Source organism: Amycolatopsis sp. NPDC052450, from assembly GCF_044547565.1.
In the GTDB taxonomy this organism is placed as follows: Bacteria; Actinomycetota; Actinomycetes; order Mycobacteriales; family Pseudonocardiaceae; genus Amycolatopsis.
In genome coordinates, this window is the sequence record NZ_JBIUAQ010000001.1 from 675,231 (window position 1) to 693,865 (window position 18,635).

Genomic DNA, 18,635 nt, shown 5'->3' on the forward strand with positions numbered 1-18,635 from the left:
GCACCAGCCGTGACGAGGGGAACACGTCGTGTGGGAAGTCATTGCGGGTGAGGTGGCGAAGACCTTGGCGGCCGGCGCGGCCGGCGGCCTGAAGGATCTGGTCACGAAGCGGCTCGCCCGGCGCCGTGCGGCCCAAGACGTCGAGTCGCTGCTCGCGGACACCGACCGCGCGGAGACCGCGGTCCGGGAACTGCTCGAATCCGACCCCGCCTTCGCGGAGCGGCTTCAGGAGATTCTCGCCCAAGGCGCGGCCGGCGAACGTGACGTGCCAGGGGCACCGGTGCATTTCGTCGACAGGGACGTCGAACGGAGAAATGCCGCGGCGTCGGGCGTCCGCCTGATCACCGGGCCGCGAGGAGCGGGGAAGAGCGCGCTGGTCTGCAAGCTCGCGGAAGATCTTCGCGACCGTTATCCGGACGGTCAGCTGTATGTCGATCTGGGGAATTACCGCGACGGCAGCGTGGTACGCCGGTCCGATGTCGCGGCCCGGATCCTGCGCGGCCTCGGGGTCGAGGCGAATCTGGTGTCCACCGGCACGGCCGATCTGTGGGCGCAGTATCGCTCGGTGACCGCGAGGCGACGGTTTCTCTTGGCACTCGACAACGCCGAGGTGGCCGCGGACCTCCGTGAGCTGGTGCCCCCTTCACCATCGAGCCTGGTGCTGGTGACCGCGATCCGCCCTGGCGACGACCTGCTGGCCGAGTACCCGGCCCCGCCGATCGAGATCGGCGGCCTCGAACGCGACTTCTCCCTCGAACTTCTCGGCAGGTTCTCCGATCCGGCCGCGATCGAAGCCGAACGCGCCGCCGCCGTCGAACTGGCGGGGCTGTGCGATCACATGCCGTTCGCCCTGGTGCTGGCCGGAATCCGGGTCGGCAAGCGGTTGCGGCGCGGGCCGGGCGCCGTCGCGTCGGTGCTGGCCGGTTTCCGGGAAACCGGGGCACTGGGCGGGATCGACGTCATCGCGATGGCGTTCGAGCAGTCGTTCGCCGAACTGTCGCCCGACGCGGCCGAACTCTGCCGGCTGCTGGCGTCCCATCCCGGCCCCGACTTCACGACGGCTTCGGCGACGGCCGTTTTCGGGAAACCGGCGGGCGACGCGCTGGACGAACTCGCGGACGCGGGATTCCTCGCTCCCACGGGGACACCCCGGCAGCAACTGTTCAACCTGATCCGCGAAGGGGCGCTACGCCGCGGCACGAAGGACGTCGCGATCACCAGGGCTCTGGAGTTCTACCGGGACCAAGCCGTCGCTGCGGATCATCGCACCAGTCCGGACCGGTTGCGCTGCTACGCGCCGATTTCCGTGCCTGCCCCGGATTTCGAAGGCAAGCATCCGCTCGACTGGGTCGACGACGCGCGGGAGACCTACGGAGCGCTGGCGTATCAGGCGTTCGAGCGGAAACGGGATGTCGAACTCGGGCAGATCTGCGGCGCGCTCGAAGTGCTCATGCTCAATCGCGGGCACCATCGGCTTTTCGCCCACATCAACCACTGGGGTCTGCTCGCGGCGAAACGGCTCGGTGATCCGGCCCTCACCACGAGAATCCTCAGCCAGCAAGGCCGGACCTTCTTCCTGCTGCACGAGTTCGACCGCGCCCGGCCACTGCTGGAGGAAGCGCTCGAAACGGTCCGGACGCTGGACAACCCGGCACTGGAATCGTCCGTCCAGGAGTTCTGCGGCCGGTTCCACGAGGAGAAGGGGCTCCTCCCGGCCGCCGCGGATTTCCTCTGGCGAGCCGTCACGCTCGATCGGGCGATGGCCGACGCGGGACGCCGGTCGCTCGGTATCCACAGCCGCATGCTGGCGAACGTGCTGCTGAAAGCCGGCGCGTACGACCAGGTTTGGGCGTTGCTCGCCGAATCCGCGCAGCAGTTCCCCTCGACGGATCCGCGGAACCTCGGCCGGGTTTCCCTGGTGCGCGCCAAATACCTCCGGACGGTCGGCCGTCACGACGACGCCGAACGCGAACTGGCCGAGGCGTGGCGGCTGGTGTCCGGCGCGACGCAGTACACGGCCGAATTCGAGGAGGAGTTCGGCAGGCTCTGCGCGGCCCGCGGTGACCACGCCCGGGCGCATACGCATTTCCAGCGCGCCTGGCAGACGTACTTCGACGCGGGACATCCACGGGAGGCGGAGTTCCGCGCGGTGCTGGCTAACGCCGGGTGACGGTGACCGGCTGCCCGTTGATCTCGTGAGGCCCCGCGCGGTCCGTGAGCACGGCGAGTCTCGTGTAGAGATGGCTCGCCAGCAGTGTCGGATCGATTTCCGCCGACAGCAGGAAATCCCCGTCACCCCGGACGCGCGCGAGACAGCCGCCGGGCACGGGAGCGGCGACCAGGCGAGCGAGCGGCCAGTGTGCGAGAAGCTCGTCGAAGCGGGCCGGATGCTCCGCGAACACGATGTCCGCGCCGTCCAGCTCGCGTAGGGTCGCTTGATCCGCGTGCGCGAGAACATGCCGGTGGCTCAGGCCTTCCGGCCGTGTCGACGCGGGGAAACGGACGAGTTTCCCGGATTCGTCGATCCCGGCGGCGAGCGCGGCCACGGGATGGTTCACCGGAGAAGGATCCGGCACCGGCGGGAAGTCGGGAGGCGGCTCGGGCCTCTTCAGGTCCAAGAGGTCGTAGAGCACATCGCCCAGCCGCGGAGCGCTAGCGGCGTCCTCGACGGCCTGGTCGATGATCGACCGGTAACGGCCCGGCACGTGGCCCTCGATGGCCGCGTCGATCTGGCCGCGCAGTCCGCTGTCCGCCAGTTCGGCCGCGGTCCGGGTCAGGACGGCCAGTGGTGAGTCGTCCACCGTCGTGGTGGCACCGGACGAGGCGAGGAGCACCGGTTTGTCGGCCGCGGCGGCGTACAGCGCGGCGGAACCCTGATCGGAGAGCACACAGTCCGCGGCCAGCAGGGCAGCCTGCCAGCCGTGATCCGGAGGAATGAGCGTGACCCCGCCGCTGAGTTCGGGGTGCAGCCAGGACTCCAGCTGCCAAGGACTGTGCGCCGCCCACACGCCGGGATGCAGGGTGAGGACGATCTGGTAGTCGTCCAGCGGCAATTCGCCGAGCAGCGCGCGAAGCAGCCGCGGATGCCGCGCGTACAACGAATTCGTGCCCCAGGTCGACGCGATCGCGACGAGTTTCCGGTCCCCGGTGCCGAGCGCGGCGCGGTAGGCGGCCACCCGGTGCCTGCTCGCCATCATCCGGTCGTGACAGGGGTCGCCGACGACGACCGCCCGGTCCAGCGCCTCGGGGCAAGCCGACCTCAGTTGCTCCCGTTGCACCGAGTGCGAGAGCGCGATCGCCGCCGGGACCACCCGGTCGTGGGTCACGAGCCTGCTCGGGTCCATCCCCGACGTGACCCGTCCTCCCGGGTAGTACTTCTGGTAGCCGATGCCGTGCGGCACCAGCAGAACAGGCCCGTTCAATTCGTGCAGGGCGTCGTTCTCACTCGCCGCGAGGATGAGGTCGAAGGTGTTCTTCGCGGCCTGTTCCCAGGGGATGACGGCGGCACGCAGATCACGCAGCGCGTCGCCCACGCCGGCCGAGAGGATCGCCGGCCGGGCCTCGTCGAAGGTGAAGGTCGTCTGGATACGGAGGTCGGGACGCGTCAGCGTCAAGATGTCCTGGAGCCGGTTCAGCGTCGTCAACGTCCGGACGACCACGAGAAGCTGTCGTTCCGGCGTGTTGGTCAACCAGGAGCGGAACTCCGGGTCGACCGGGACCTTCGCCCAAAACGACGGGGGGGGGGTACCTTTTTCGCGCACTACCTGTCCCGGCGCGCGATCCACGCCGCGGCCTGCGTGCGGCGCTGCATGCCCAGCTTCGCGAGCACCGACGTCACGTAGTTCTTCACCGTCTTCTCGGCGAGGAACAGGCGCTCCGCGATCTCGCGGTTCGACATGCCCTGCCCGATCAGGTCCAGCACCTCGCGCTCGCGTTCGGTGAGGGAACCGAGTTCGTCCTCGGGCGGATGACGCAGCTTGTCGAGCACCCGCGCCGTCGACAGCGGGTCGAGCAGCGACCGGCCGGCCGCGACCTCGCGGACCGCGTTGACGACGTCCTGACCGCGGACCTGTTTCAGCAGGTACCCGGCGGCGCCCGCCATGATCGCGCCGACCATGGCCTCCTCGTCGTCGAACGCGGTCAGCATCAGGCACTGCGGCGGATTCGGCTTCGAGCGCAGCTCACGGCAGAGCGCGATGCCGTCACCGTCGCCGAGCCGCACGTCGACCACCGCGACGTCCGGTTCGACGTGCATCGCCACGGCGAGGGCCTCGTCGACCCCGCTCGCTTCGGCGACGACCTCGATGTCGGGCTCGTCGGTGAGGAGGTCACGCAGACCGCGCCTCACCACCTCGTGGTCGTCGATGAGCAGCACCTGGATCGGCATACCCCCACGTTACTTCGTCGCGCCGGCGACCATCGCTTCCACCAGCGTGGACGGCAGACCGGCCCGCTCGCCCAGCCAGCGCGCCCACGTCGGCAGCAGCGCTTGCGCGGCGGGGCGGACGGGGTCGTCCGACCAGTCACCGATCAATGCGCGGATATGGCCGAGCCGGTCCGGCGAGACGGCGAACCACGTGGCGGGGACGATCCCCTCCATCCATTCGGCGGCCAGCTCTTCGACCACCAGATCGTCGGGCTCGTTGCCGAAGGTCTCGAGGTGCCAGGCTTTGAACGGGACGGTCATCACCGTCGGGTCGATGCCGGTGTAGTAGGAGCTGCCCGGCGGCAACCGCAGGCCGCGGTTCTTCAGCGCGGTGTCGAGGGCCAGGTACCGCCGCTCGGCGCGATACCAGTTGTCGAGGATGACGCGCGATTCGTCGCCAAGGATGTCCAGCGAGCGGCTGACGAGACCTTCCAGACGGTCCGGGTCCGTGACCGGCTCGGGCGCCGCCGTCCCGCCGAAATGGTTCCGCCATGCTTCGGCTGCCTGGTCGAGAGAGTCGTAGACGCCGCCACCGACGAGGCGGGGAATCCACGATATGTCGACTTCGAACACGTAGACCGTGGTGGCCGCGTCACCGGGGTAGGAGAAGGTCGCGAGCACGCCGAGGCGCGTGCCGTAGACATCCTGGAGTTCCCAGACGTCGCCGGTCGCCTTGATCTTCGCGGCCAGCCGAGGCCATTCGGGCAGGACTTCCGGCCGCAACGCCTTCCGCAGCCTGCTCACGCTCGCGCGCACGAACGACTCGAATCCCGGCGGGGCGATCGCGCTCATTCCCTGCAGCAGCAACCAAAGCTCCTGGCGCGGCTCCGCGTTCGCCGCCGCGAGCACGACGGCTTCGAAGAACAGATCGAAGTCCAGGCCGTCGTTGTCGCCCTGCAGCGCCCGGTGCAGTTCGGCTCCGAGCAGTGAGGCCGTCATCTCCTCCAGATCGCGCGGGTTTTGCGCCTTCAGGAGACCGCCGGCCTCACTCAGGACGTTCTCGATCGCTTCCGGCATCCAATCCGGCAGTGCCGCCGGCTCCACGACCTGCGGCTTCTCCGTCCTCTTGGTCGTCTTGTTCTTCTTCGGCTTCCGGCCACGGGATACGGGCATACCCGCACGTTACTGCGAGGCCGCCCAGTAGATCGCTCGCGCCACCTGTGAGTACAAGCCCTTCGGGTGATCGCGGAACAGCGGCTCGGTGCCGAACAGCACCGCCCGCCCGCCGAGCCCCGACGTCCCGGACACGACCGCGGCCTGTCCCGCCGCCTGCAGTGGCCCGCCCGTCCCGTCGTCCTTTGTCCGCCAATGCCCCGCGACCAGCGGATTCCCGCTCGCGTAGCGCTGCTCGACACTCACCGAGGAGCCGAGGTCGGTGAACCAGAACGGTCCGTAGACGAACGAGTCCGGCAGCGCGCCGCCGCCGACCGGGCCGGTCCCGTTGACGACCGAGACGACGCCGTTCCCGTCTTCCCAGCCCGCCACCGGACGCGCTTCGAGAAGTCCCACGTCGGTGTTGAAACGGGCGCCCGTCGCACCGCGGGTGACCACGCCGCCGCGGGAGAGGAAGGCGCGTAAGGCGTCTTTCGCGGCCGGGTCGAGGTCGGTGTACCGCAGTCCCGAAGAGACGAACAGCAGGTCCACCTTGGACCAGTCGAAGCCCGCGTTGAGCACCGACGCCGACACCGGCCGCACGTCGAAGCCCATGTCGCGCAGTGCTTTCAGCTCGTCCGCTCCGACGGCGGCCGCGATCGTCTTGCGAGTGAACGGCGTCGCCGTTCCGCGTGCCTCGGTGAACCGGACGCCGTAGCGGTCCGCCACCTCGGCGGCGGCCGGGCGCGCCGACGCGGGGACGACGATCGTGCCGTCGTCGGCGCGGCCGAGGGCGAGCCCGCGGTTCAGCAGGTCGTTGACGGCGCTGACGTCCTTGCCGTCGACGAGCTTCAGCGCGAGGTCACGGCCGGGCGCGGCGTCGATGCCGCCGGTCGGCGACGCCGCGACGACGTCGTGCGCCCGGACGTCGAGCCTGCCCTGCTTCACGATGTCGACCGACGCGCCCCACAGCAGGCGATGGCTCCAGCCGGAGATGTCGTACATGACCGGCACCTTCGCCGAGATGTCGCTGCCCTGCTCCAGCATCACGTTCGCCAGGCCGCGTTTCGGCTGGTGCATGTCGACCAGGTACGAACCGGCCGGATACCGGCGTCCGGCCAGCGAGAACGGACGATCCGCCTGCCGCACGCGGATGTCGTTGGCCACCAGATGGTCGACGAGCCGGGAAGCGGCGACGCCCGAACGCTGGTCCGCACCGTTGGGGATGACGTACGCGCGCGGGAACTCCGTGCGGTAGCGGTCTTCCTGCCCGAAACCGGGCACGAACCCGTCGGGGATCTCGCGCTGCGCCTCGCCCGCCGTGCCGCGGCGGAACATCTCGATCTGGTTCGCGATCAGCTCACCGCGATTGCGGTCGACGTAGTCCAGCGTGCTGCCGATGGTGGCCTCGACGACCTCGGTGTTGATCACCGCCCGCCGCCGCAGTTCCGGCACCGGCCGCGCCTCGTAGTCCGCGTTGTTGACCCGCATCGGGATCTCGATCGTGAAGGACACCGCGCCGTGGTACATCGCGTACTGGGCGGTGTAGATCGGCGCCCAGCCGTCCCAGCTGCCGGGTTCGTAGTCGCGGAACGGGATCTCCGGCTTCGCCGTCTCCGGCCGTCCGAGTGCCTTGACCGCCTTCTCCATGCCGAGGCCGTTGGCGTACCCGTGCTTGATGTAGAGGTCGAAGTCGTAGTTCTGGCCGTGCGGCGGGGTGGTCGGCTCGATGAGCGTGTTCTCGACGTAGCCGTGTTCGTCCAGCATCATCAGCGGCTGCTTGCCGATGGCGATCCCGCGCATGGCCCGCACCTCGGGCTGCGACGCGGTGACGAAGTCGCGGTTGGGGTCGAACCCCTGCGACGTCTGCCGTGTGCCGGCGACGCGACCGTCCGGATTGGCCGTGACGTTGAAGTAGAAGCGGTTCCGCTTCAGCAGTTCGACGGTCTTGGGATCGTTCGACGTCGCCAGCTTCTCGATGACGCGGAGCGCGCCGTCGGTGCCTTCCCATTCGTTGCCGTGGATGTTGTTGTTGATCCACACCGGCGCCTTGTAGCCGTGGCGCAGGAACGGGTCGCGCGCGGCGCGGGCCGGGTCGTTCTCGATCAGCGAACGCCACGCGTCCTGCCGCCGCGTCTCGCCAGGATGCTCCGGCGCGGTGAGCGTCACCAGGTAGAGGTCGCGGCCGAGGCCGGACTGCCCGGCGATCTCGACCGAGAGCCGATCACTGCGCGCCTGCAACGCGTTCAGCTTCGGCGCGATCGCGTGATACGGCGCGAGCCCGAGCTTGATCGACTTGTCGGCCGTGTTCTCCGGGTACACGCGCAGCTTGGTCTTGCGCGGATACCCGGCACGGTCGCCCGCGACGTTCTCGCCGGCCGCGGCCCGCGCGGCACTCATCGGCGGGTCGGTCGCGGCGACGTCGTTGCGTTCCGGCCCGTTGCCGGGATCCCGGTGCGGCGACGTCGGCGGCGGTGCCGCGTACGACGGCGCGGCGACCGCGCTCAGTGACAGCATCAGGGCCAGGACCACGGTGCGAGCCGAACGCGACAAGGGCCACCTCCAGGGACGTCGGCCCAGTCTTTCCGTGGATCGAACGCCCCACAAGCTCCGAAAGGCGTCTAATCGGGCGCCGGGAAGCGGATTTCGTTCCGGTCGATCTTGGCGTTGGCCGCCTCGATCAGGTCCACGCCGAGGCTGTTCGCCAGCTGGAGGAGATACAGCGTGACGTCGGCGATCTCGTCGACGACGTTGTGTGCCAGTTCAGGGTCGGCGCGCCACTCCGCGGATTCCTCCGGGGTGAGCCATTGGAACAGCGATGTCAGCTCGCCGACTTCGCCGGACAAGGCCATGACCAGGTTCTTCGGCGTGTGGAAAGGTTCCCAGGCGCGTGCCGCGGCGAAGTCGCGGAGGCGCTGGTGGAGGTCGTCGAGAGTCACGTGCCGTGCCTACCAGATCGTCACGGTGCGCTAACGGCCGTATGGCGGACGAGCGTTGACGTGCAAAGTGCAACTTGCATAACGTCGCTCGGCGTCGGGAGACCGATCCGGAAGGAAAGTCTTGACGTATCAGCGAAGCCTTCGGTCTCGCATGCTCTCCATCGCCTTCGTACCGAGCGCCGCCTTGGTGCTCGTCGCGTTGTTCATCGGCGGATTCCTTGTCCAGCAGGCCATTCAGGACCGCGACGACGCCGAAAGCGGAGCGGTCATCATGGCCGAGGCGAGCCGGGGGATCGCCTCGCTGCAGCGGGAGCGGGCGGTCGCGTTGCAGGCGCCGGGCACCCGTTCCGCCACTTACACCGCGTACGCCGATCGCATCGACACCTCGCTTTCCTCTCTGCGCGAGATCGCGCGGGCCGCTCCCGACGCCGAGGTCGGCTATCAGCAGACGATCGCCGTCGAACTGCTCGCCGCCGTCGAAGGACTGGACCGCAGCGATTCCCTCGCGGTCGCCGGGATCGACGACGAGGGGAGGCGCGACTACGCCGCGGCCGTCGGTGCCTACCGGTCCAGGCTCGACGCGATCGCCGAGAAGCTGACGGAAAGTAGCCGCCGGACTTACCGCGATCTCGTCGCGAGCGAGGACTGGGGCCGGTTCGGCGCGGTCGAGACCGCGCTCAGCGCGGCCACGCCGCCGCCCGTCGGTCAGGACGCCTGGCGCGCCTCGGCCGACGTCGTCGGCCGGACCCTCGGCGACCTCACCGCGCGGCAGATCGAGCATTCGGCGCAGCTCGCGATCGACGGCGGACGCCGTGTGCTGGGTGGCGCCCTCGCCGCCGCCTCGGCGATTTCGCTGCTCGCGGGGGTGGTGATGGCGATCGCCATGCAGCTCGCCTGCCGGCTCCCGATCCCGATCATCCGCTGTCCTTCGCGGCTCGAAGCGACGCCACCGGCCTGGTCACACCTGGTGAGCGATTACGCCGAAAAGAGCACGCTGTTGGCCCACACGAGTCGGCGAACCGGTCGTGCAGACTTGTCCGGGTGAGCTCCCCGACGGATCTGCGCCCCTACCTGCGTACCTTGGACGCGGAAACGCTGGCGGAGCTGCTTCACGCCCATGCTGAGCGTGACCCTGTGTTACGGCAGGCCCTGGAGAACCGCTTCGCCACCCAGGGGAGTGATCTCGCCGAGGCGCACCGTCTCCTCGACACCGCGGTGATGGCGGGCAACGTCGAGTACGCCGCGAAGGTCGGCTCGGTCCTCGACACATTGCAGCGACTTCTCGACGCCGGCAGCCGCGCCGACCTGGCCCCGCTCGCCCGCCGGACCGTGGACGACATCAGCGAGATGCTGGAGCAGATCGACGACACTTCGGGCGAGGTCGCGGACCGGCTGGACAGGGCCGTCGAGTTGTACGCGCGGGCCTGCGTCGCGCGCCCGCCGGATCCGGAAAGCCTGGCCGCCTGGATCCTCGAAGTCGAGTTCGACGGTCCCGGCTGGCCTGCCATCGAGCTGGCCGACTTCGCCTCCGCCCTGGGAGACAAGGGACTCGCGCGAATCCGGTCCACTGTGGACAGCGTGCTGGCCGAGCAGCCGTCCGGTGCGAAACGCGAGACGGCCGAACGGTTGCGCGAGGAGCTGGCGGAGGTGTCCGGCGACGTCGACGCGCTCGTCGCGATCCTCGCCGCCAAGCCGCCGAGGGTCGACGTCAGCCTCAAGATCGTGCGCGTGCTGCGCGCGGCGGGACGGCACAGCGAGGCCATCGCGCACGCAGCGCGGGCGCTCACGCACGACAAAAAGGAGGAGGCTCCGCCGCCGGAAGAGGAGTCGGTTCCCTTGTCGAGCAAGGAATTCGACGAGAATCCCGGGGCCGCGACCTACCTCGCGCTGCGCGAGGAGTCGCTCGAAACGGGGCGCTGGGTCGCACAGCGGAAGACCGCGCTGGCCAGGTTGCGCGAGCTCGCCGCCGAAAGCTCGGAGGCCGCCGACGAACTCGTCCGCGCGCTTCTCGGCGAGGACCGTGCCGACGAGGCATGGCGGGCGGCGGTGCGTTTCGATGCCTCATTGCCGGTGCGCGTCGAACTCGCAGATTCGCGTTCCGTCGCCCATCCCGCCGAAACCATTCCCGTGTATCGGGACCATGTCGAAGAATTGATCACGAGGAAAGATCCGAACTCCTACCGTGAGGCGGCCCGGCAACTGCGCAAACTGCGCACGGTGCACAAAAAGGCCGGTACGGCTGAAGAATTCAGCTCGTACCTGAGCACATTGGTGGAAATACACAAACGGAAGACGCGGCTGATCGCCGAGGTCAAGGCGGCGAGGATCGCGATTCCGAAACCGGCCAAGGCGTAACCGCGCCCGCCGCCCTTCGTTATTCGAAGTGAACCGAGGAAACCCGGCGAAGCAGGTCGAGCCACTCTGGCGGGCCGTTGTCGTCGCGGTGGTCCGGAACCGATGTCCGCCCGCGTCCGGGACACCGTGTTTCGCGCCCAGGACCACCGCGACGAGCCCGGCCGGACCCGCGTGAAAACATGTCGCCATGAGTCCGGTCAGCCGTGCCCGCAAGAAGGCAGCCCAGCCCTCCACCCCGAGTGTGACGGGCCTCTTCAAGGACGTCCTCCGCGATTTCTCGACCCTGGGTGCCGAACCCGAGGTGCTCGACGTCGAACTGCTGACCTCCGAGGTGCTCGGCCAGTGGTGGGAGATCGAGGTCGAGGAGGGTGAACAGCCGCTCGGCATGGAGCTCATCGCGTTCGCCGAGCGGAAGATCACGCCCGCCGCGGCCGCGTTGCTGGCCGGGCTGCGGGTCTTCGCCGAGACCGAAGAGGAGCGTGAGGCGGCCGACGCGGCGCTGAACACGGTGCTGGCGCGCGGGATCCCGGAGCCGGAATGGGTCGGCGACCTGGCCGCGGTGACCGTCGGGGACTGCTGGCGGACCGGTGACGTCTTCGGTGACGAGTCCTCCCTTCTCTGCGTCTTCTCGCGTGGCGGTGCCGAGCACGGGCTGCTCGCGCTGGTCGACTTCACCGAGGGCGGCCGGATCCGCGACGTCGTCGTGGTCGACAAGCCCCAGGAAGTGCTGGCCGAGATGCGGCAGCAGGCCGCCGACGACCCGGAGCTGGTCACGCTGGAGCGGGTGCTGCCCGAGCGCGCCCACCAGCTGCTCGCGGACGGGCTGGCCGCGACGGACGTCGTCGAAGAGCCCGACGTCAGCGAGGACTACGCGCGGTTCCACGCGCTCGCGCTGGCCTGGATCCGGGCGCTTCCCGCTCCCGAACCGTCGCCCGAGGTCACCGAATGGCCCGAGCAGGTCCGCGAAGAGGTCGTCGCCGACTTCATCGGATCCGGGCTCGTGGACGACACCGAAGCGACACGGTTCTACGCGCGCCTGCTCGTCGATTACGGCTGTGCGACCGAGCCCGGCAGCCCTCTGCGCGTCGGGCCCGAGAAGCTCGCCCGGTTCCTCGAGTCGCTGCTGGACGGCGAGGTGGAGATCGACGAGGCGTACGAAGACGCGCTGGAGCCCGCCGTGCTCGGGTGGGTCACCTGGGCCGCCGACCGCGCGGGCCTCCCCGAGGCCGCACGCGTGGCGCTGCTCGAGGGCACGACCGAGTTCCTGGAGGAGTTCGCGCAGGACGAGGACTCCACGCTCGACGTCTACTTCGACGGCTCCGAGGGCATCGAGGACCCGGCGGACCTCGCGGAAGCCCTCGCCCGCCGGATGTTCGCCGTCCCGACCGTCTACACGGAGATCGGCGACGAGGAACTGGAACTCGAGCCCGCAGATCCCGAGCAGCGCCGTCTGCTGGTGATCGGCGAACACCCCGAGTACCACGAGGCGCTGGCCGAGGAGACCTTCGACGGCGAGCCGAGGATGCGGCTGGCGCTCAAGACCACGATCGTCGACCAGCTCTGGGCCGACGAGCCCGCCGAGGTCTGGCAGGCCGTGCGGCGGCTGAGCGAGACCGGACAGGAACGCGAAGAGATCTTCGATCGCCTCATCGACGCGCTGTCCGCCCAGCTGACCGAAACCGGCGAGCACGAGATGGACTACGACGTCGACGACTACCGGAAGGCACTCGGCGAACTCGCCTGACCAGCCGTTTCCCCGGCCACATCCTTGTCATCCCTCCCCATTCCGTCTAGTCTGTCTAGATGGAAGCAGCAACCTGGCAAGTGCAGGACGCCAAGCAGCGGCTGAGTGAGCTGTTGCGCCGGGCCGCGGCGGAGGGGCCGCAGTTCGTCACCAAACATGGGGAAGAGGTGGCCGTGGTGCTGGACATCATGGATTACCGCAGGCTGGCAGGAGGCGGTGAAGCCGTCGATTTCAAGCTCGTGCTCTCCGGTGAGCAGCACCATCCCGAGTACGGGGAAGCGCTGGCCGACGTGCTGGAGGAGATCGCCGCCGAACGCGCCGAGGACCTGCCGAGAGATGTCGTGGAGGTCAGCGGGTGAGCTTTCTGCTGGACACGAACATCGTGTCCGAAGCCCGGCGCCGCAGCCAGAACCCCGGTTTCGCCCGGTGGTGGGGCGGGGTGTCGTCGAGCAGGCTCTATTTGAGCGCTTTGACCGTGGGGGAGATCGAGAGGGGAATCAGCAAACTCAGGCATCGCGGGGATCAGGACAGGGAACGCGCGGACGCGCTCGCCGACTGGCTGGCCGGGCTCACCACGCAGTTCTCGGAACGGATCCTTCCGGTGACCGCCGAAATCGCGGCCGAATGGGGCAGGCAGTACGCGCCGCGGAAAGTGCCGTCCATCGACGGGCTGATCGCCGCGACCGCCCGGGTCCACGAGTTGACCCTGGTCACCCGCAACCTCGCCGACATGGCCGGGCTCGGTGCGCGGGTGCACAATCCGTTCGACTGAGCCGCCTTCGGCCCGTGTTCAGCCCAGCGGCGCGGCCGAGGTGCCCTTGCTCTCCGTGACTTCAGGCTTCTTCCAGCGGCGGTCCCCGCGGGCGTCGTCGAAGTCGACGAAGAAGGCGCCGACGGCCATGGCCACCAAGAGCGCGAGGCCGAGAATCGAGCCGATCCAGGTCAGGATGATCGAGAACATCGTGACCCTCCTCCCTGCTCAAGGTCCTTTTTGAGACCTCGTGAACCCCTGACACAAGGGTCGCCTCGGGGGGCTGTAGCCGGTATCGGCCAACCGGTTACACGTACGGAGCGTGGATCGGCCGATCGGCCGAGGGCCGCCGCCCGCCCGTGGCGGTGCGCGACCGGCTCGCGCGATCGGCTCGCCGGTGGTGCGAAGCCTGCTCCTTGTGAGGGAACAGCCGGAATTCGGCCGGGTGATCCGATTCTCGCTACGTGATCTTGGAAGTCGTCGTGAACGCTCGCCGTGAGTAGAGAATCCGAGGGCGCCCGGTCACGCAGGGTCGCGAGTTTCGCGTGACTGAGGGGACGGCACGCGTGATCCGGCGGACGTCATGCGTGACTGGACGGACGACACGCGAGCGGTCGCGTTCCGCCGCGAGGCGTCCGTCCAGACACGTGTGCCGTCCGCCGAAACACGTGTGCCGTCCATCCAGACACGCGAAACCGCCATGTACTGGGGACCGTGACCGTCAGAGCTTGCGCAGTCGGACCCGGTTGATCGCGTGGTCGGCGTCCTTGCGGAGGACGAGGGTCGCCCTGGGCCGTGTCGGCTTGATGTTCTCCATCAGGTTGGGCTCGTTGATCGTGCGCCACAGGTGGCGCGCCTCGGCGCGGGCCTCGTCGTCCGGGAGGCCGGCGAAGTGGTGGAAGTGTGACGCCGGGTCCGCGAAGGCGGTGTGCCGCAGCTTGAGGAAGCGTTCGACATACCAGCGTTCGATGTCGGTCGTCGGCGCGTCCACGTAGATCGAGAAGTCGAACAGATCGGAGACGGTGAGCCGGGGGCCGGGCTGGAGGACGTTCAGTCCTTCGAGGATCAGGATGTCGGGCCGCTGAACGACCTGCTCCTCGTCGGGAAGGATGTCGTAGGCGAGGTGCGAGTACACCGGGGCGCTGACCCGTTCCGCGCCGGACTTCACGTCGGTGACGAACCGCAGCAGCGCCCGCCGGTCGTAGCTTTCCGGGAAACCCTTGCGGTGCATGATCCCGCGCCGCACCAGTTCCGCACGCGGGTGGAGGAATCCGTCGGTGGTGACCAGGTCGACCCTGGGGTGATCCGGCCAGCGGGCGAGCAGGGTGCGCAGGATGCGCGCGGTGGTCGATTTGCCGACGGCGACGCTGCCGGCGATGCCGATGACGTACGGCACCTTGGTGCCCCGGCTGTCTTCGCCGAGAAAGGTGGTGGTGGCTTCGTACAACCGTTGCCGGGCGGCGACCTGGAGATTGATCAGCCGGGAGAGCGGCAGATAGACCTCGGCGACCTCGGCGAGGTCGACCTGTTCGCCGAGACCACGCAGCCGCAACAGTTCCGCGGCGGTCAGCGGCAGGGGAGTCGACCTGCGCAACTCGCGCCACTGCTCACGGTGCAGCTCGACGTAGGGACTGAGCTCACGGACCCGCGGCATCGCACACTCCTCGCCCGTCGCCAGCGCTGGCGCCGTACAAAACCGTGTTGACGAGTTCTCGGCGGGTGAACGTGCCTCGAACCGGATGAAGCCGCTTTAACGGTAGGGCTTACGGCTCGCGAACGCGCTGCGATGTGATGTAGCCCGCTTCGGGGCGTTACCGTCCGTGACGAGGGCGGCCGGGGGCGAAGACCTCGTCCCACGCCGCGGCGACCTGCCGGGCGCAGGAGGCGGGCGCGACCCCGCCGACGCCGGTACCGAGCCCCGGCATCGCGATCGTGTGCACGAGATCACGGACCCGGCCCTGGTCGAGCCTGCCGTCGCGCCACTGCTGGAACACCGCCCTGGCGGCGAGGTACGGGTGCACGGTGTCGCGCGGGAGGCGTTCGCCGGGTTCCCGCATCGTCGGCGCGCTGATCAGCCAGGCGGGCTCCGCCTCGCCGGTGGGCACGATCACCGCTTGGCCGATCGGGAGCTCTCCGCCGTGGTAGGCGAGGACGGCGCTGCGCACGTTCTGCTCGACCTCGGGATAGGCGCGGGCGTACACCGCGTCGATGCCGCCGCGCATCCAGCCGTAGGAGTTCGCAGGACTGACGACGGCCTGCGCGACGACGTCGAGCACCGACCCGCGGTGCACGAAGACCCGGCCGTCCACGGTGTCGGCGACGGTGGTCCAGGCTTGCGCGAGCAGGTCATCGACGGCGCACAGCACCAGCTCCGGAGTGGGACGGTCGGGCAGGGGAGGAAACGAAGAGCCGACGTCGTCGTGGCCGGTGTGCGTGCCCGGTTCGGCGGTCACACCCTAAGCATGGCAAAAAAAGGCACCCGGCGTAACCGGTGCGCGTACCGGCTGTCCGAGTGAAAGTCGCCACTCGTGTCGTGCGTAATCTGGCGGGGTGTCACGGATCGCGTACTTCGGCCCCCAGGGAACCTTCACCGAACAGGCCGCGCGCCGGCTCGCCCCCGGTGAGGAGCTGACCCCGGCGGAGACCATCCCGGCGGCACTCGCCGCGGTGCGCTCGGGGGCGGCCGACGCGGCCTGCGTCCCGATCGAGAACTCCGTGGAGGGCGCGGTCACGGCCACTCTCGACAGCCTGAGCGAGGCCGAGCCGCTCGTCGCGGTGGCGGAGGTGTTGCTGCCGGTCCACTTCAGCGTGCTGACCCGGCCGGGGACGACCGAGATCCGCACCGTGGCGAGCCATCCGCACGCGCTCGCGCAGGTCCGGCACTGGGTCGAAGCGAACTTCCCCGGCGCGCATCCGGTCGCGACGTCGTCCACCGCCGCGGCCGCGGTCGCGGTCGACGCCGGCGAGTTCGACGCAGCCGTCACCGCGCCGGTCGCCGTCGAGCACTATCCGCTGGAGGTGCTGGCCACGGAGGTCGCCGACGTCCGCGACGCCAAGACGCGATTCCTGCTGGTCCGCGCGCCCGGCGTGCTGCCGGAGCCGACCGGGGCCGACCGCACGTCGATCGTCGCCGCCGCGACGAACCGGACGGGCGCGCTGGCGGAACTGCTCACCGAACTGGCGGTCCGCGGCATCAACCTGACCAAGCTGGACGCCCGCCCGACCAGGCACAACTTCGGCGAGTACCGCTTCTTCATCGACTTCGAGGGGCATGTGGCCGAGCCCCGGATCGGTGACGCGCTGGCCGCGTTGCGCCGCCGGTGCAGCAACGTGCGGTTCCTCGGCTCCCACCCGCGCGCGGACAACGGCACGACCGAGATCGAGCAGGGTGCGGCCAACGACGATTTCACCGGCGCGATCGACTGGGTCGAGTCGGTACGGAAGGGAGTGCAGGCGTGAAACTTCTCCTTGTCCGCCACGGCCAGACCGAGGGCAACGTGCGAGGAGCGCTCGACACCGCGTTGCCAGGTCCGCCGCTCACCGAGCTGGGCCGCGAGCAGGCCAGGGATCTCGTGACGCGGCTGGACGGCGAGCCGATCGTCGCGGTCTACGCCTCGCAGGCGGTCCGCGCCCAGCAGACCGCCGCGCCGCTGGCCGCGGAATTCGGCTTCGAGGTCCAGGTGCTCGACGGGGTGCACGAGGTCGCCGCGGGTGACCTCGAAGGCAAGACGGACAAGGATTCGGTCACGACGTACATGAGCGTCGTGCGCCGGTGGACCCTCGGCGAACTCGACCCGCCGATCCCCGGCGGCGAGACCGGCGCGCGGGTCCGCGCCCGGCTGCTCGACGCGGTCGCCCGGCTGCGCGCCAAACACGAGCAGGCCGACCCCGACGGCACGGTGGTGCTGGTGAGCCACGGTGGCGCGATCCGGCTCGGCGGCGAATGGCTCGCCGGGAACGTGACCGCCGAGATCGCCAACCAGGGCCTCATCCCGAACACCGGTGTCGTCGAACTCGTCGCGAACCCCGCCGGCTGGACCTGCCTCACCTGGGCGGGCACCCCCGTCGAAGCCTGACCAGGAACGTTTGCCTCCACTCCCGCCGGGGAACACACCCCACAAGATCTATTAACACCTTGTGGGGAATTAACCGGGCCAGCGCAACCCGCGCGGCGGACAACACGTCTACTGAACGTGGGTCACCCGGCAGTTCGACGACAGGGAGGCGAATGACCATGGCTCGTTCGAAAATGATCTCCATCGGCGGTCTCGTCGCGGGTACCGCCGGACTCCTGCTGTTCAGCGCCTGCGGCTCGGAGAGCGCGCCCGTCGCACAGAACACGTCCGCGTCACCGTCCACTTCGGCGCCGGACACCTCGGCCGCGCCCAGCGCGAGCTCGTCGAGCCCGGCGCCGTCCCCCCAACCGGTCCAGCCGCCCGCGCAGGCACCGAAGAACGACGGGCTCTGCAAGGCGGGCGACGTCAAACTGTCGGTCAAGGACAGTGACGCCGCCGCCGGCACGGTGTACCGGAAGCTCGTCATCACCAACGCGAGCGGGCACTCGTGCACCATCCAGGGCTTCCCCGGCGTCTCGTACGTGACCGGCGCGGACGGCCACCAGGTCGGTGAGGCCGCGTTCCGCGACGGCGACAAGGGCGCGCCGGTCCAGCTCGGCAACGGCGAGAGCGCGGTCGCGGACGTCGGCTTCGTGAACGTCCGCAACTACGACGAGGCGGTCTGCAAGCCCACCGAGACCCGAGGGCTGCGGGTGTACCTGCCGCAGGAGACGGCGTCGAACTTCGTGCCGGTGCAGGGCCTCGGCTGCGCGGGGAAGATCCCCGGCAACCAGCTGACCGTCAGGACCGTCCACAAGGGCTAGAGCTGGGTGCAGAGCTGTTCGGCCTGCGCCAGATGCCGATGCCCGGCGATCTGGTTGAAGTGCAGGCTGAACACCATCCGGCTGACGCCGTCGATGTGGTCGGCCAGCGGCCGGTAGGTGTCGTGTGCGGCGGCCGCCGCGGCGGAGAGTTCGCGGGCGGCCGTCATCCGGTGCAGGACTTCGGGGGCCAGTACGGCGACGGTCCGTTCGCCGGGCGCGGATTCGGTGGTGTCCGGGATCGTGCCGACCCTGGCCAGTGCCCGGCACGCGTCCTGCGCGTCTTCGAGGGCTCCCGCGTTGACGCCCGAGAGCGCCCACAGCATGCCGATCACGCCGCCACCGATCACGAAACCGGCGACCGCGGTGAGCACTTGCGGGCGTCTGGAAGGTTCTGTCGTCCCCACGCCGGCCTCCGGCACCAGTGTCTGCTGCATCGCGGACCTCCCCGT

The 18,635-nt window shown here is 69.4% G+C and carries 18 protein-coding genes; 9 read left to right on the forward strand and 9 right to left on the reverse strand.

All coding sequences use genetic code 11. The features are described 5' to 3' along the window. Positions 1-28: 28 nt before the first annotated feature. Complete coding sequence (locus ACIHAO_RS03290) at positions 29-2,170, forward strand: hypothetical protein (protein WP_396554514.1); 2,142 nt, start codon at positions 29-31, stop codon at positions 2,168-2,170. Here the strand turns inward: ACIHAO_RS03290 and ACIHAO_RS03295 are convergent. From ACIHAO_RS03295 to ACIHAO_RS03315, 5 genes are all read right to left on the reverse strand, one after another. Beyond that, positions 2,157-3,689 carry a hypothetical protein gene (locus tag ACIHAO_RS03295; RefSeq protein ID WP_396554515.1) on the reverse strand — a complete coding sequence of 511 codons (1,533 nt, stop codon included), beginning with the start codon at positions 3,687-3,689 and terminating at the stop codon, positions 2,157-2,159. The genes ACIHAO_RS03290 and ACIHAO_RS03295 overlap by 14 nt on opposite strands. A 71-nt stretch (positions 3,690-3,760) precedes the next feature. Continuing rightward, positions 3,761-4,387, reverse strand: coding sequence for a response regulator transcription factor (locus ACIHAO_RS03300; RefSeq protein ID WP_016330621.1), 627 nt, complete (start codon positions 4,385-4,387; stop codon positions 3,761-3,763). A 9-nt stretch (positions 4,388-4,396) separates the two neighbouring features. Further along, entirely contained in the window at positions 4,397-5,539 is a 1,143-nt protein-coding gene (locus ACIHAO_RS03305) for a hypothetical protein (RefSeq protein ID WP_396554516.1), read from the reverse strand. A gap of 9 nt (positions 5,540-5,548) precedes the next feature. After that, positions 5,549-8,071 (reverse strand): M14 family zinc carboxypeptidase, encoded by a 2,523-nt coding sequence (locus ACIHAO_RS03310; protein ID WP_396554517.1) that lies wholly within the window; start codon positions 8,069-8,071, stop codon positions 5,549-5,551. Between the two features lie 68 nt (positions 8,072-8,139). Next, positions 8,140-8,457 (reverse strand): nucleotide pyrophosphohydrolase, encoded by a 318-nt coding sequence (locus ACIHAO_RS03315; RefSeq protein WP_125790544.1) that lies wholly within the window; start codon positions 8,455-8,457, stop codon positions 8,140-8,142. Positions 8,458-8,608: 151 nt separating this feature from the next. On the opposite strand from ACIHAO_RS03315, the gene ACIHAO_RS03320 reads away from it, so the two are divergent. The 5 genes from ACIHAO_RS03320 (at position 8,609) to ACIHAO_RS03340 (ending at position 13,328) form a co-directional block, all read left to right on the forward strand. Continuing rightward, positions 8,609-9,502, forward strand: coding sequence for a nitrate- and nitrite sensing domain-containing protein (locus tag ACIHAO_RS03320; RefSeq protein ID WP_396554518.1), 894 nt, complete (start codon positions 8,609-8,611; stop codon positions 9,500-9,502). Beyond that, positions 9,499-10,812: a hypothetical protein gene (locus ACIHAO_RS03325; protein ID WP_396554519.1), complete on the forward strand. Its 1,314-nt coding sequence runs from the start codon at positions 9,499-9,501 to the stop codon at positions 10,810-10,812. The genes ACIHAO_RS03320 and ACIHAO_RS03325 overlap by 4 nt, the downstream gene beginning before the upstream one ends. Positions 10,813-10,999: 187 nt before the next feature. Next, positions 11,000-12,556 (forward strand): DUF1841 family protein, encoded by a 1,557-nt coding sequence (locus ACIHAO_RS03330; RefSeq protein WP_396554520.1) that lies wholly within the window; start codon positions 11,000-11,002, stop codon positions 12,554-12,556. A 59-nt stretch (positions 12,557-12,615) separates the two neighbouring features. Next, positions 12,616-12,915: a type II toxin-antitoxin system Phd/YefM family antitoxin gene (locus ACIHAO_RS03335; RefSeq protein WP_396554521.1), complete on the forward strand. Its 300-nt coding sequence runs from the start codon at positions 12,616-12,618 to the stop codon at positions 12,913-12,915. After that, positions 12,912-13,328 carry a type II toxin-antitoxin system VapC family toxin gene (locus tag ACIHAO_RS03340; RefSeq protein ID WP_396554522.1) on the forward strand — a complete coding sequence of 139 codons (417 nt, stop codon included), beginning with the start codon at positions 12,912-12,914 and terminating at the stop codon, positions 13,326-13,328. The genes ACIHAO_RS03335 and ACIHAO_RS03340 overlap by 4 nt, the downstream gene beginning before the upstream one ends. 18 nt (positions 13,329-13,346) lie before the next feature. On the opposite strand, the gene ACIHAO_RS03345 is transcribed toward ACIHAO_RS03340, so the two are convergent. The 3 genes from ACIHAO_RS03345 to ACIHAO_RS03355 form a co-directional block, all read right to left on the reverse strand. After that, a complete protein-coding gene (locus tag ACIHAO_RS03345; RefSeq protein ID WP_396554523.1) occupies positions 13,347-13,517 on the reverse strand; it encodes a hypothetical protein in 171 nt (56 codons plus the stop codon). Positions 13,518-14,028: 511 nt separating this feature from the next. Continuing rightward, entirely contained in the window at positions 14,029-14,961 is a 933-nt protein-coding gene (coaA, locus tag ACIHAO_RS03350) for a type I pantothenate kinase (protein ID WP_396554524.1), read from the reverse strand. Positions 14,962-15,118: 157 nt separating this feature from the next. After that, positions 15,119-15,760, reverse strand: a complete 642-nt coding sequence (locus ACIHAO_RS03355; protein ID WP_396554525.1) for a macro domain-containing protein — start codon at positions 15,758-15,760, stop codon at positions 15,119-15,121. Between the two features lie 97 nt (positions 15,761-15,857). Here ACIHAO_RS03355 and pheA point away from each other — a divergent pair, with 97 nt between their 5' ends. The 3 genes from pheA (at position 15,858) to ACIHAO_RS03370 (ending at position 18,186) form a co-directional block, all read left to right on the forward strand. Next, a complete protein-coding gene (pheA, locus tag ACIHAO_RS03360; RefSeq protein WP_396554526.1) occupies positions 15,858-16,766 on the forward strand; it encodes a prephenate dehydratase in 909 nt (302 codons plus the stop codon). Then, a complete protein-coding gene (locus ACIHAO_RS03365) occupies positions 16,763-17,383 on the forward strand; it encodes a histidine phosphatase family protein (RefSeq protein ID WP_396554527.1) in 621 nt (206 codons plus the stop codon). Before pheA ends, ACIHAO_RS03365 begins: the two co-directional genes overlap by 4 nt. A gap of 152 nt (positions 17,384-17,535) precedes the next feature. After that, the gene (locus tag ACIHAO_RS03370; RefSeq protein WP_396554528.1) at positions 17,536-18,186 is read left to right on the forward strand and encodes a DUF4232 domain-containing protein; all 651 of its coding nucleotides are present in this window, start codon (positions 17,536-17,538) and stop codon (positions 18,184-18,186) included. On the opposite strand, the gene ACIHAO_RS03375 is transcribed toward ACIHAO_RS03370, so the two are convergent. Beyond that, a complete protein-coding gene (locus ACIHAO_RS03375; protein ID WP_396554529.1) occupies positions 18,183-18,620 on the reverse strand; it encodes a hypothetical protein in 438 nt (145 codons plus the stop codon). The genes ACIHAO_RS03370 and ACIHAO_RS03375 overlap by 4 nt on opposite strands. Positions 18,621-18,635: the final 15 nt, after the last annotated feature.